This window comes from Pseudomonas sp. GCM10022186, from assembly GCF_042656385.1.
GTDB lineage: Bacteria > Pseudomonadota > Gammaproteobacteria > Pseudomonadales > Pseudomonadaceae > Metapseudomonas.
In genome coordinates this window covers 74,488-87,884 of sequence record NZ_JBHSOU010000029.1, presented here as the reverse complement: position 1 = coordinate 87,884, position 13,397 = coordinate 74,488, and the positions used below count along the sequence as shown (strand labels likewise).

11 protein-coding genes are annotated in these 13,397 nt (G+C 66.8%); 3 read left to right on the top strand and 8 right to left on the bottom strand.

Translation table 11 applies throughout. From position 1 onward, the window contains the following. Window positions 1–116: 116 nt before the first annotated feature. The 4 genes from ACFPU0_RS13595 to ACFPU0_RS13580 all read right to left on the bottom strand — a co-directional run bounded on the left by ACFPU0_RS13595 (window position 117) and on the right by ACFPU0_RS13580 (window position 4,693). Window positions 117–1,022, bottom strand: a complete 906-nt coding sequence (locus ACFPU0_RS13595) for an NAD-dependent epimerase/dehydratase family protein (RefSeq protein ID WP_377693592.1) — start codon at window positions 1,020–1,022, stop codon at window positions 117–119. A 72-nt stretch (window positions 1,023–1,094) separates the two neighbouring features. After that, complete coding sequence (locus ACFPU0_RS13590) at window positions 1,095–1,973, bottom strand: SDR family NAD(P)-dependent oxidoreductase (protein WP_377693591.1); 879 nt, start codon at window positions 1,971–1,973, stop codon at window positions 1,095–1,097. A 37-nt stretch (window positions 1,974–2,010) separates the two neighbouring features. Beyond that, a complete protein-coding gene (locus tag ACFPU0_RS13585; protein ID WP_377693590.1) occupies window positions 2,011–2,847 on the bottom strand; it encodes an SDR family NAD(P)-dependent oxidoreductase in 837 nt (278 codons plus the stop codon). Window positions 2,848–2,950: 103 nt separating this feature from the next. After that, a complete protein-coding gene (locus ACFPU0_RS13580; RefSeq protein WP_377693589.1) occupies window positions 2,951–4,693 on the bottom strand; it encodes an FAD-binding protein in 1,743 nt (580 codons plus the stop codon). A 258-nt stretch (window positions 4,694–4,951) separates the two neighbouring features. Between ACFPU0_RS13580 and ACFPU0_RS13575 the strand changes: the two genes are divergently transcribed. The 3 genes from ACFPU0_RS13575 to surE all read left to right on the top strand — a co-directional run bounded on the left by ACFPU0_RS13575 (window position 4,952) and on the right by surE (window position 9,121). Then, on the top strand, window positions 4,952–6,616 hold the full coding sequence (locus ACFPU0_RS13575) for a DUF1302 domain-containing protein (protein ID WP_377693588.1): 1,665 nt from the start codon (window positions 4,952–4,954) through the stop codon (window positions 6,614–6,616). Between the two features lie 23 nt (window positions 6,617–6,639). Then, entirely contained in the window at window positions 6,640–8,016 is a 1,377-nt protein-coding gene (locus tag ACFPU0_RS13570) for a DUF1329 domain-containing protein (protein ID WP_377693587.1), read from the top strand. A gap of 112 nt (window positions 8,017–8,128) precedes the next feature. Then, entirely contained in the window at window positions 8,129–9,121 is a 993-nt protein-coding gene (surE, locus tag ACFPU0_RS13565) for a 5'/3'-nucleotidase SurE (RefSeq protein ID WP_377693586.1), read from the top strand. Window positions 9,122–9,709: 588 nt separating this feature from the next. Here the strand turns inward: surE and ACFPU0_RS13560 are convergent. The 4 genes from ACFPU0_RS13560 to ribB all read right to left on the bottom strand — a co-directional run bounded on the left by ACFPU0_RS13560 (window position 9,710) and on the right by ribB (window position 13,395). Next, window positions 9,710–10,171, bottom strand: a complete 462-nt coding sequence (locus ACFPU0_RS13560) for a nuclear transport factor 2 family protein (RefSeq protein WP_377693585.1) — start codon at window positions 10,169–10,171, stop codon at window positions 9,710–9,712. 41 nt (window positions 10,172–10,212) lie between these two features. Next, window positions 10,213–10,989, bottom strand: coding sequence for an SDR family NAD(P)-dependent oxidoreductase (locus tag ACFPU0_RS13555; RefSeq protein ID WP_377693584.1), 777 nt, complete (start codon window positions 10,987–10,989; stop codon window positions 10,213–10,215). A 91-nt stretch (window positions 10,990–11,080) separates the two neighbouring features. Continuing rightward, entirely contained in the window at window positions 11,081–12,292 is a 1,212-nt protein-coding gene (locus ACFPU0_RS13550; RefSeq protein WP_377693583.1) for an NADH:flavin oxidoreductase, read from the bottom strand. Then, window positions 12,289–13,395: a 3,4-dihydroxy-2-butanone-4-phosphate synthase gene (gene ribB / locus ACFPU0_RS13545; RefSeq protein WP_377693582.1), complete on the bottom strand. Its 1,107-nt coding sequence runs from the start codon at window positions 13,393–13,395 to the stop codon at window positions 12,289–12,291. Before ribB ends, ACFPU0_RS13550 begins: the two co-directional genes overlap by 4 nt. Window positions 13,396–13,397 lie beyond the last annotated feature (2 nt).

The window sequence follows — 13,397 nt, the reverse complement described above, 5'->3', positions numbered from 1 at the left end:
CCCCGGCCCCTCTCCCGCAAGCGGGAGAGGGGTGACTAACGCCGGCACCTCCGCGCGACCCATGCGCCTCCCTGTAGGGGCGAATTCATTCGCCAAGCGGGCCGAAGGCCCGCCACTCAGCCGCGGTACTGCGCCACCACCTCGTTCACCGCACGCTGGATATCGTTGCGCACATAGCCCAGCAGCGCCGTCTCCACCGCATCCGGCTCGTAGCTCACGGTATTGCCACGCCCGGTGTAGAGGGCCATGTCCGGCAGCAGCGGGTGCTCCTGGTCCAGCGGCGGCACCTCGGCGTCGTTGCCGACGGCGCGCAGGAAGGCCTGGAAGTATTCCGCATAGCTGAGGTTCTCATCCCCCACCAGGTAGGCCGCGCCTGACTCACCATGCAGCAGCGCGCCGAGGATGGCCTGGGACAGCGAGCGGGTGGAGATGAAGTTGCTGCCACCGGCCGGACCAAAGAACGGCAACGGGGCGAACTTGCCCTCGGCGTAGCGGGTGTAGGCTTCGAACATCTCGACCTTGAGGCCGGGTACGGCGCCGACCACGAAGGGGGCGTTGACGCTGCACACGCGGAAATCCGGGCCGGAAAGCGCTCGTACCGCCTGGTCGGAGAGGTGCCGCGAACGCACGTAGGGAATGCTGTCGATCAGCTCCGGTGCCACCTGTGGATAAAAGCTGCCCACCAATACCGCCTGGCGGACACCCGCGCTGCGCGCCAGCTCGAAGAAGCGCGGAATCGCCTCGACGTTGGCGCGCTGCCAGTGGGCGTCCAGGTCGTCCCCCTGCGGGGCATGGCGGATATCGCTGCCGGCGGCGAACACCAGGGCATCGAAGCCGGCCAGGTCGTCACGGCTGAAGGTGCCGGCGACATAGTCGCCCTGCAGTTGCTTCAGCTGCGCCAGGGCGCTGCCGACGGCGGCCGGCTTGCGCCCGGCGATGGTCACGTCATGGCCGTGGTCCTTGAGGTAAAGCGCCGCGTGGCCGCCGATCAGGCCGGTCCCGCCGATCACGAGAATCTTCATCGCATCAATACTCCTGCTGGAGGCCGCGCCCGGCCCCCGGGTTCGAGTTTCCCGGCCAGGCCGGGGGTTCGGTCAGATGACCCGCGCGGGGTGCTGTGCGCGGGGCGCTCCGAGCATTTCGCGGTAGGACGGCGGCTGGCGGCCTTCGGCTTCGGTGATGCCGTAGCCCCGGGCCAGTTCGGCGGTGACCAGGGTCTGGCCGGACAGTGACTGGAGACTCGGGTCGTTCAGCAGTGCATGGATGACCCGGCCGTTGAACTCCGGGGTCTCCGCCATGGCGAGGAACTCCTCGTACTGGTCCGCACGCTCGGCGCCGGCGATGGCGGTGCGCTCGGTGCGCTGCGGGCCCAGCCACAGCGATACGGCGGCGACACCGGTGTTCTCCAGATCGATGGCCATATCGGCGGCGAACTTGTCCACGCCCGCCTTCTGCGCGCCGTAGGCCGGGCCGTGCATGTAGCAGCCCGCGCCGAAGGAGGAGACGAAGGTGATCAACCCGTGGCCGTTCTTCACCAGCAACGGCGCGGCGTGATAGCAGGCGACATAGGCCGAGCGCAGGCCGATGTCGAGTATGTCCACCATCTCCAGGGGCTTCTGCCAGAAGGGGCCTGGATCGATCAGGTTCTCGTGGATGAAGGTGGCGTTGTTCACCAGCAGGTCGAGACGCCCCTGCTCGCGCTCGACGCGGGCGAAGAGTTCGCGCACCTGCTCATCGTCGCGGTGGTCGCAGGGTACGGCGATGCCCTTGCCGCCGGCACGGGTCACCGCCTCGGCGGTTTCCGCGAGGCTGCCCGGCAGGGGTTGGCCGCGCAGCTGGCTGTTGCTCTGGGTGGCCGAGCGGCCGCTCAGGTAGACGGTCATGCCCGCCGCACCCAGGGCGATGGCGATGCCCTTGCCGACGCCACGGCTGGCGCCGGTCACCACGGCAACTGGAGAGTTGTTCGCGTTCATCTGGGATTCCTTGCTGCAGTCAGCGAATGCTGTGGGTTCAGAAGTTGAAACCGTTGCCGGTAATCACCGGGACATTGGTCCAGGTGCCTTTCGGATCGCGGTACCAGCCGGCCGCGGCCAGGGCACCGCCATCCACATGCAGGGTGGTGCCGGTGATCCAGCCGGACAGCGGGCTGGCGAGGAAGAGGGCTGCGCCGGCCATGTCTTCCGGCTGGCCGAAGCGGCCCAGGGGAATCCAGTTCGGCAGCTGCGCCCGGTGCTCGGGGGCGATCATCAGCGACATGGGCAGTTGTGGGGTTTCGGTGGATTCCGGGGCGATCTGGTTGACGCGGATGCCCACCGGCCCCAGTTCCAGCGCCAGGCTCTTGGTGAAACCGCTGATGGCGGCCTTGAACGCGGCATAGACGCTGCAGTTGGGGATGCCACGGAAGGCCTCGATGGACGACAGGCTGATGATGCTGCCGCCGGCGCCCTGGCGGCGCAGCAGCGGCAGCATCGCGCGGGTCACGCGGAAGATGTGCTGCAGGTTGACGGCGTAGAGCCGGTCGATGTCCTCGTCGCTGTAGCCATCGAAGGGCTTGGCGATCATCAGCGAGTCGCCGACGTTGTTGACCAGCACATCGAGGCCGCCGAAGCGTGCCTCGATCTGTTCGGCCAGCGAAGCCACCTGGGCCCCATCGGTGACATCGGCCTGGACCACCAGCGCCTCGGCACCCTGGCTGGCCAGCCGGTCGCACAGGGCGGCAGCACGCTCGCCATCCACCTCCGCGACCGCCAGCCGGGCGCCGGCGCGGGCGAAGGCTTCGACCACGGCGCGTCCGATGCCCACGCCACCACCGGTGACCAGGACGGTCTTGCCTGCGAAATCGATCATCTCGTCATCCTCTTGTTGTATGGCGCCCGATCCCTTCGTTGTAGGGGCGAATTCATTCGCCAAGGGCGGCGCAGCTGCCCCCTGTGGTCGTGCAGGGCAGGCCTTACGCCTGCTTGGCGAATGAATTCGCCCCTACAGTCTTTTCGCCCGCAGCATGGATGTGCTCCGCCGCGCGGAAGCCGAACACCATGGCCGGACCGATGGTGGAGCCGGCGCCGGGGTAGGTACGGCCCATCATCGAGGCGGCGCTGTTGCCGATGGCGTAGAGGCCGTCGATCGGCGTGCGGTCGTCCCGCAGTACGCAGGCATGCACGTCGGTGAGCAGGCCGCCCTTGGTGCCGATGTCGCCGGCATCGATCCTCACTGCGTAGAAAGGCGCTTTCAGCAGGGGCGCGAGGCAAGGGTTGGGCTGCACCGTCGGGTCGCCGTAGTAGCGGTCGAACAGCGAATCGCCCTTGTGGAAGTCCAGGTCCTTGCCTGCTTCGGCCATGGGGTTGAAACGCTCCAGGGTGCTCATCAGGCCGGCCGTGTCGACGCCGATCCTGCCGGCCAGTTCCTGCAGGCTGTCGGCCTTGTGGAAGTAGCTCAGCAGGTGCTTCGGCAGGCGGCTGTCGGGCATGGCATAGCCGGGGAGCAGCGCACCGCAGGGATACTTGCGGCGGAAATCGGCATCGAAGATCAGCCAGCACGGCACGCTGGTGGCGCCCTCGCGGTTGTTTTCGTACATGGCGTAGACGATGTCGGTATAGGGTGCCGCTTCGTTGACGAAGCGCTCACCGGCCGAGTTCACCATGATGCAGCCGGGCAAGGTGCGCTCGACGAACAGCGCGCGCTGCTTCTCCTCGCCCTCGACATGGGTGGTCGGCGCCCACCAGCTGTGCTCCATCAGCGCCGTGGCGGCGCCCAGCTGCTGGCCGGCGCGGATGGCGTCACCGGTGTTGTAAGGGGGGGTGGCACTCCAGTCGCTGCGCGAGGGTTGCGGGTGGTACTGCGCGCGCATCGTCTGGTTGCGCTCGAAGCCGCCAGCGCCCAGCACCACGCCACGGCGTGCCTGCAGGCGCCAGGGGCGGCCGTCGCGCACCAGTTCGGCGCCGACCACCCGGCCGTCTTCCTCGATCAGGCGCTCGAGCCGGCAGTTCAAAGTCAGCGGCACATTGCGGTCCTTCAGCGAGCAGCGCAGCGCCGCCACCAGGGCGTTGCCCAGGGTCAGGAAACGGTCGCGGCGAGAGCGCAGGCGCCAGCCCAGGTCGCGCCAGTAGCGCCAGAGCACCCGCATGGTCAGGCCGACCCAGCCGGGGCCGCGGCAGAGCAGCACCCTGGCCTCCTTCATGGTCATGGTCATGCGGCCCATCATCAGGGTGCCGGGGGACGGCTCGCGCAGGCGCTGGAAGTCCCCGCCCAGTTCGCGGGCATCGAAGGGCAACGGATCCATCGAGCGGAAACCGGGTTTGCCGCCGTCCACCTCCGGGTAGTAATCGGCATAGGCCGCCTGGGCCTCGAAGCGTACGCGGGAATGCTGTTCGAGATACTCGATCGCCCGGTGGCCATGTTCGACATAGGCCTCGATGCGGCCATCGTCGATTTCGCCGTGGGTGACGGCGCGGATGTAGCGGATGGCTTCTTCAGCCGAATCCTGGCCACCCACGGCAGCGATGCGGTGGTTGCAGGGAATCCAGATGCCGCCGCCGGATATGGCCGAGGTGCCGCCGAAGCGGTCGCTCTTCTCCACCACCCTGACCTGCAGTCCCAGGTCATGGGCACGCAGCGCGGCGGTCATCGCACCGGCTCCGGAACCCACCACCAGTACGTCGCAGCTGTCGTCCCACTGCGGGCTGTTCGCGCTCATCTGCCCTGCTCCTTTGTTGTTGTTCGAGGTACGGAATCAGCCCGGATTCTCAGCGCGCACCTGCCCAGCAACATCGTCCGATGGGACTACGCAACCCATGACCGAAAACCGCCTGCACGGCGAGCAGAAGACTCAACGATCCGCCTTCCCGGCACCCGACACCTCCCTTAGTCCTTTCAGACGATGCTCCCGCCTCGACTGCGACCACATAGTCACGTCGCCACACTCAACTCAACCCTGGGCCTGGCGGACCGAGCCATGCCCAGCAGTGCCGAGAGCAGCAACATGACAAAAACAACAAGACGCCCCACCCGCAGTCCCTTGCAGACCGCGATCCGCATTGCCGTGCTCGGCCTGGCGACCGGCTGCGCCGGCCAGAGCCAGGCACTGTCGTTCCAGCCCCAGGACGACCTCAAGATCGACTGGAACACCACCCTCACCTACGGCCTGGCCTGGCGAACCGAGTCCCGCGATCACGCGCTGTCCAACGGTTTCCCCAACCCGGCCATCGCCAACATCGACGATGGCAACAACGCCTTCGACAAGGGCAGCCTGATCAGCAACCGCGCGAGCTTCCTCACCGAAGCCAACTTCAACTGGAAGCAGGACTTCGGCCTGTTCGTGCGCGCCAGCGGCTTCTACGACGACGTCTACAACCGCAGCAACGACAACCGCACCGGCACCTCCAACTGCTTCGCCGGCGGCCAATGCTCGCAGGCCAACCACTTCCCCCACGACACCATCGACCAGCACGGCAAGGACCTGCGCCTGCTCGACCACTACGTCTATGGCGCCTGGGACCTGGGTGGCCACAACCTCAACCTGCGGGTGGGCGACCAGGTGGTGAGCTGGGGTGAGAGCCTGTTCATCGGCAACGGCATTTCCGGCGGCATGGCCCCGGTGGACGCCACCAAGGCCAATACTCCGGGCGTGGAACTCAAGGAGCTGTTCCTGCCGGTTGGCCAGGTGTTCGGCCAGATCGACCTGACCGATGCCCTGAGCCTGCAGGCCTACTACCAGTACGAGTGGAAGAAGACCGAGATCGACGGCGTCGGCAGTTTCTTCTCCGTCACCGACCAGATGGATGAAGGCGGTTTCACCGATGCCTTCGGCATCACCCGCCGCCTGCACGATGACAACCCCGGCGACAGCGGGCAGTACGGCCTGGCCCTGAACTACGTGGCCGAGTCGCTGAACAACACCGAGTTCGGCCTCTACTACCTGCGCTTCCACGACAAGGCACCGCAGCTGGACTTCCTGACCGACTGGAACACCGCCAACTACCGGGTGCGCTACTTCGACGACATCGACCTGTACGGCGCCAGCTTCTCCACCGTGCTCGGCGACACCAACGTCAGCGGCGAGATCAGCTATCGCGACGGCCAGCCGGTGCTGGTGGATACCGGCCTGGTGCCGCACCCGGTGCGCGCCGAAACCATGCAGGCGCAGGTGTCCTTCATCCACTCGTTCGGAACCCTGCCGATCGCCGACAACACCCTCCTGACCGGGGAAGTCGGCTACAACGAAGTGCTCGACAACGACCGCGCCGAGAGCTTCACCGCCTTCGTGCCAGACGGTGCTGGCGGCGTCTTCCCGCTGACAACCGCGAACACCGACGAGCTCTATTTCGACAAGAGCTCCTGGGGCTACACCCTCAACCTGTCGCTGGAATACCTGAACATCTTCAACGGCTGGGACCTCACCGTGCCGCTGATCTTCAGCCAGAACCTGGGCGGCGACTCCTCCCTGCCCGGCACCTTCGGCATGGGCGAAGGCGACCACCGCCTCGGCGTCGGCACCACCTGGCGCTACCTCAACAACCTGACCCTGGAGGCCCGCTACAACGCATTCCTCGGCGATGCCGGCGATACCCCCTTCGCTGACCGCGACAACGTCGGCATCAACGTCAAGTACAGCTTCTGATCCACTGCCGCAGGAGACTCAAGATGCAGCTTTACAACAAGACCCCGCTCCTGGCCGGCGTTCTCGCCGCCGCACTCGCCAGCACTCCGGCCCTGGCCAAGGTCAGTCCGGAAGAGGCAAAACGCCTGGGTAACGACCTCACCCCCATGGGGGCGGAAAAGGCCGGCAACGCCGACGGCAGCATTCCTGCCTGGAGCGGCAAATGGCTGGGGGCCCCGCCCCAGGTCAACTACGCGGGTTCGGGTACCGCCTATGGCGATCCCTATGCCGGCGAAAAGCCGCTGTTCGTCATCACCGCTGCCAACATGGCGCAGTACGCCGACAAGCTCTCGGAGGGCCAGAAGGCACTGTTCAAGCGCTATGGGAGCACCTTCAAGATCCCCGTCTATCCGACCCACCGTGACTTCCGCTACTCCGACCGGGTCCTGCAGCGCACCCTTGCCAACGCCACCAGCGCGGAGCTGGTCAGCGACGGCAATGGCGTGATCAATGCCATCGGCGCCTCGCCCTTCCCGATTCCGAAGAACGGCTATGAGCTGATGTGGAACCTCAACCTGCCGGCCCGTGCCTGGAAGGAAGACGCCATCTACACCATGGCCCTCACCCTGGCCAACGGGACCCGCTCGCTGGAGTCCATGGACTACAAGATCCTTTCGGTGTGGGACTCGCCCAAGGAGACCGTGGAAAGCTTCGGCGGGCAGCAGGCCTTCGCGCTGGTCCAGACCCTGGAACCGACCCGCAAGAAGGGCGAGATCATCCTCGCCCATACCTTCACCGACCCGATCAGCTCGCCGTCCCAGTCCTGGCAGTACCTGCCGGGCAACCGCCGCGTCCGTCGCGCGCCGACCGTGGCCTATGACACGCCCTTCGGCGCTGGCGGCTTCCGCGTGATGGACGAGGACCGCCTGTTCAACGGCGCACCGGACCGCTACGACTGGAAGCTGGTGGGCAAGCAGGAGATGTACATCCCCTACAACAACTACAAGCTCGACGACCCCAACCTGAAGCTCGACGACCTGCTGGCCACCAACGGCCACGTGAATCCCGAGCACATGCGCTACGAGCTGCATCGCGTGTGGGTACTGGAGGCCGATCTCAAGCCCGGCAAGCGCCACATCTACGGCAAGCGCGTGCTCTACATCGACGAGGACTCCTGGATCGCCGTGATGGCCGACAACTACGACGGCAAGGGCCAGCTCTGGCGCAGCAACATGCAGACCACGGCCTACGCCTACGACCTGCAAGGCTTCCAGGCCCGCGTGGCGGTCTTCCACGACCTGATCGCCGGTTCCTACCTGACCGACCGCCTGCTCAACGGCAAGCCGCCGGCCAAGCTCAACAGCAGCAGCTACGAGGCCGACTACTTCACCGTCGCCAACCTGCGCAAGTTGGGCAAGTAAGCCCCCGGATCGAGCGAGGCCCCCGGGCCTCGCTTTTTTGTGCCCCCGAAAACCGCCTTCGTTCAGCCAGCAGTCGACCCAAGGTTCCCTTCTCACCACAAAGGAAACGACCATGACGCACACGCTGTTGAAATCCGCCATAGGCCTGGCCGCCCTGTCCCTTTCGCTCCAGGCCAGCGCCCTGAACATCCTGCTCACCAACGATGACGGCTGCCGCGCGCCGGGCATCGATGCCGTCTACCAGGCCCTGGTCGCCGCCGGCCACCAGGTCACCCTGGTGGGCCCGCAGAACGACAGCAGCGGCATCGGCGCCGCCAGCGTGGTGGTGCCCGGCCAGGCCGTGGCCGTCACCCAGCTGGCCCAGGACAAGTACTGCGTCGGCGCGCCCGCCGGCTATACCCCGCCGGCGGGCAAGACCTCGGCCATCGGCACCCCGGTGGACGCGGTGAACGTCGGCCTGGACCTGCTGCTCAAGGACAACCGCCCGGACCTGGTGGTCTCCGGCACCAACTTCGGCGACAACGTCGGCCCGCTGACGCAGATGTCCGGCACCGTCAACGCCGCGGTGCGCGCCATGTTCAAGGGTGTGCCGGCGGTGGCCGTGTCCACCGCCATCGACCTGCAGCTGATCAGCCAGGATCCGCAGGCGGGCTACCTCAAGACCCTCAACGCCATGGACGACACCGCGCGCTTCGCCGCCCGGGTGATCGACCGCGCCGCCGCCATCGGTGCCGCGGCACGCCGTGTCTGCGAAAGGAGCGGCGGCAAGTCCAGGGCCCAGTGCGCCACCAACGTCATCGGCCTGCCCGGCACCACCGGGCTGAACATCAACTACCCGGCCCTGGAAGCCGGCCAGGTGACGGGCGTGGCCTTCGCCCCCATCGGCGACTGGGGCAACGTGGTCTTCGCCCCGCAGCAGGGTGCCGACGGTGTGGTGCGGGTGAACCTGGTGCCGCCGCCCGCCCCCACCGCGGAGCAGCAGGAGGGCGACGCCTACCAGCTGTCCCTCGGCAAGGCGGTGATCACCCCGATCGACGGCAACTTCACCGCCTCGCCGCTGGTGCAGGCCCAGGCGAAGCTGATGCTGGAGGGGGTAGAGCCCTGATTTCCGGGCATGAAGGAAAGCCCCCGTTGCCGTGAGGTGCGGGGGCTTTTTGGTTCTTGGCGGAATGTTGGGGAGCACATCGGAGACAAGATTGTGTGGGAGCCCTGATTTGGCACCGTGCGGCCGGAAGCTGCCCTCACCCCCGGCCCCTCTCCCTGAAGAGGAGAGGGGTGACTCGCGCCTGACAGGGCACAGCAATCCTGAAGCCGATACCGGTCTGAAACTGAACACCAAAGGTGGGGCAGCGACTGCGCCCCGTCAGGAGGCCGAGCGGAATCGTTGCGCAGGGGGACGAGCGGCATGGATGCCGCGAGAGGCGTGCGGGGCCATGGATGGCCCCTCACGCCGGGCCCCCGGAGCAACGATGGAGCGAGGGAAGTTTGGCGAAGCCAAACCCGGATGCAGGGGCAAGCGCTTTTGGTTACTTTTCTGGCGACTGAGAAAAGTGACTCGCCCGAGGGGGCGAAATAGAAAGCTGAAGCCGACACGACAATGAGCTGGAAGCTGGACAACAAGCCCACCCCCCGAATTGCCTATCCAGAGTGCCGCTATCAAAAGCCTTCCTTCCCTGAAGGAAACAGGACCAGCCTACTGCGCATCCCGAGAAACGATCCCCGCCGGCCCCTCCGTCAGGAACACATGGTAGACCCGCCGGGCGACACGCCAGCCTTCCGTGCCGCGTATCCATTGGTCCTCATACTCGCCCCACATCGAATAGATCTGCCCGGCGTATCGATGCAGCCCCTGGTGCACGGCGTAGAAATGGCATTTGCCAGTTGCGCGGTCGCCGTCGACAGCAATGCGGAAGTTGCTCACGTTGTGCTGGGTGGCCCCGCAGTTGGAGCCGGTGCCCAGGTTGTGCCGCATGGCGGCGATGAGCCGGTCGACACCGCTGACGACGGTGCCGTACTGCGCATACTCGCCATGGGTGTCGTGGGTGAACACCTCGCCCATGGCGTCGAACTCTTTGCCGTGGTCGATTAGCTCGCAATAACGCACATAACGCTGTTCGATTTCGTACCTGTCGATGAACGCCTGCATCGGGTCCATGGCAATCTCCTTGGCGGTGGGAAGTGTGTGCAAGGCGGCGTTCAGACGCCGTAGCCCCCATCCACCGCCAAGATCTGCCCGGTGGTGTAGCCAGCGCGGCTGGACGCGAGGAAGGCCACCGCTTCGGCCACCTCCTCCGCCATGCCCCAGCGTTTGATGCATAGTTTGGCCTGCACGGCGTCCTTCCACTTCTCGTCGAAGGTGCCGTCGGCCCACAGGCGGTGGAAGATGCCGGCATCGATGACGCCGATGGCCACGCTGTTGGCGCGGATGCCGTGGCGGCCTTCCTCCTTGGCGATGCCCTGGATCAGCGACTCGATGGCGGCCTTGGGCGCCACCGACAACACGTCGCCCTCCGGCCAGCGGAACAGCCCGGCGGAGCTGATATGCACGATGGAACCACCGCCTTGCTCACGCATGTGCGGCAGCACCTGCAGCACCAGGTTGAGGAAGCCGTTGAGGTCGGCATCGATCACCCGCTTCCATTGCGCGAGGCTCAGCTCGCCGATCCGTGGTTGGGAAATATCGGAACCGGAGGCGATGACCAGAGTGTGGATACGCTGGCCGGCGGCGAGTTCCTGCAGCGCCGCGTTGACGGCCGCCTCGTCGCCGAGGGTCAGCTGGATCGCCTCGGCGCGGCGACCACGTTCACGCACCGCGCCCGCCACGGCTTCGGCCCGTTCGGCATTGCGGTGGTAGGTGAGCACCACGTCGGCACCCGCCTCGGCCAGGCGCTCGCAGATCGCCTGGCCCATGCCACCGCTGCCGCCGATCACCAGGGCGATGCCTTCGGGGAAATCCTGTCGTTCGCGGGTCATGTGCTGTTCCTTTCCGGTTCAGAGGTCGATGGGGACAAGGTCTTGTAGGGGCGAATTCATTCGCCCCTACAGAAAAAATTCCGGCGCCAGCTCAGCCAAACGCATTCGGCTGATTCAGCGTGCAGCGGATGCCGCCCGGCAGGGCCATGCTGGCCACGCACTGGTTGCAGTGGGTGCAGGCGCTTTTCCAGGACTGGCCCTGTTCGCTCACCCGTTGCAGCAACTGCGGGTCGTTGAGCAGCGCGCGCCCCATGGCGATGAAGTCGAAGCCCTCGGCCATGGCCTGGCTCATGCTGTCGGCCGTGGCTACGCCCCCCAGGTAGACCAGTGGCATGCTCACGGCGCGGCGCATCTGGCGGGCCATTTCGAGGAAGTACATCTCCTCGTAGGGCATGGACGGGAAGGCCGCCCCGCCGAACCATTTCATCGCGGTGCGCTGCCAGGGGTTCTTCTCCAGCGGCACCATGTACTGCAGCGGGCTTTCGCCACGGAACAGGAACATCGAGGTGCGGCTGACCAGCCCGCCGCTCATGACGATGGCGTTCAGCCCGCCTTGTTCCAGCAGCTGCGCGGCGCGGCAGGAGTCCTCGATGCCGAGGCCGCCCGCCAGCCCGTCGCTGAGGTTGAGCTTGGCCAGCAGCGGGAAGTCCTTGCCGACCGCCGCGCGCACCGCCGCCAGTACCTGCAGCGGAAAGCGCATGCGGTTTTCCAGGCTGCCGCCATACGCATCACGACGCTTGTTCAGCAGCGGCGAGATGAACTGGCTGAGCAGGTAGCCATGGCCCATGTGGATCTCGATGGCATCGAACCCGGCATCCCGTACCAGGCTTGCCGCATTGGCGTATTCGGCGACGGTGCGGGTGATGTCGGCGTTGTCCATGGCACCGCCGAAGGGCACGCCGGAGAACACGCCGTACTGGTTGACGCAGGCGCTGGGCCCGCGCGGGCGCGGAATAGTGAGCGGCTTGTTGCGGCTGAAATGGCCACAGTGCGCCAGCTGCGCGGAAACCGCGCCGCCTTCGGCATGCACCGCCGCGGCCAGCTGCTGCAGTTGCGGGAAGACGCCGCTGTGCATCCACATCTGGTCGGGGAAGGTCAGGCCATCGGGGGACACGCCGCAATAGGCCACGGTGGTCAGGCCGACACCACCGCGGGCCATGCCGGCATGGTGGTTGATCAGGTCGCTGCCCGGGACGCCGCCGGGGCACATCCCCTCGAAGGTGGCCGTCTTGATCACGCGATTGCGCAGGGTCAGGCCGGCCAGCCTGGCGGGGCTCAGCAGCCTGTCCAGTTGATTGTTCATGCTCGCTCCTGCGGTTCGAAGGGGACGAACTCGGCGACTTCCAGCTCGAAGCCGGACACGGCCTTGTAGCTCACGGGGAAACTCAGCAGGCGCATCTTGCGCACGCCGACATCACGGAGGATCTGCGCGCCGATGCCCAATGTACGCTGCGGAAACACCGGCTGGCGTGGCTTCTGTCCGGCCCGCTGCTGAAGCTGTTCGATAACCGCCCCGGGGGTTTCCTGCTGGGCCAGGAGCACTACCACGCCGGCGCCCTCCTTCGCCACCCGCGCCAGGGAACGGTCGAGGTTCCACTGCTGGGCGCCTTCCGGCTGGCTGTCGAGCAGGTCGCGCAGGGTTTCCACGGTTTGCACCCGAACCAGGGTCGGGCGGTCGCGGCGCACCTCGCCACGCACCAGCGCCAGGTGCAGCTGGCCCTGGTAGTCATCCAGGTAGGTAACGACCTTGAACTCGCCGTGGCGGGTCGCGAGGGGGTATTCGCCGGAGCGGCGGATGGTGCCCTCATGGAGGATGCGGTAGTGGATCAGGTCGGCCACGCTGCCGATACGCAGGCCCTGCCGTTCGGCGAAATCACGCAGGGCGTCGCCCCGCGCCGGTTCGCCGTCCTCGTCGAGGATGCCGACCAGCACCGCCGCCGGCGTCAGGCCGGCCAGGCGCGCCAAGTCGCAACCGGCCTCGACATGCCCGGCGCGCTGCATCACGCCGCCGGGCTGGGCGCGCAGCGGAAACACATGGCCGGGCTGGACCAGGTCCGTCGCCGTGCTGGCCGGGTCCACGGCCACCGCGATGGTGCGCGCCCGGTCAGCCGCGGAGATGCCGGTGGAAACCCCGCTGCGCGCCTCGATGGACAGGGTGAAGCCCATGCCGTGGCGGGCCCGCGAGTTGGGCACCATCAGTTCCAGGCCCAGGGCCTTGCAGCGCTCCTCGGTCAGCGCCAGGCAGATCAGCCCGCGCGCTTCGCGGGCCATGAAGTTGATGGCGGTGGCGTCCGCTTGGCTAGCGGCGATCACCAGCGAACCTTCGCCATCGCCGTCGTCGTCGGTGACCACGACCATTTCGCCCCGGGCCATGGCCTCGATCAGGTACTGCGGGTTTTCCAGCATGG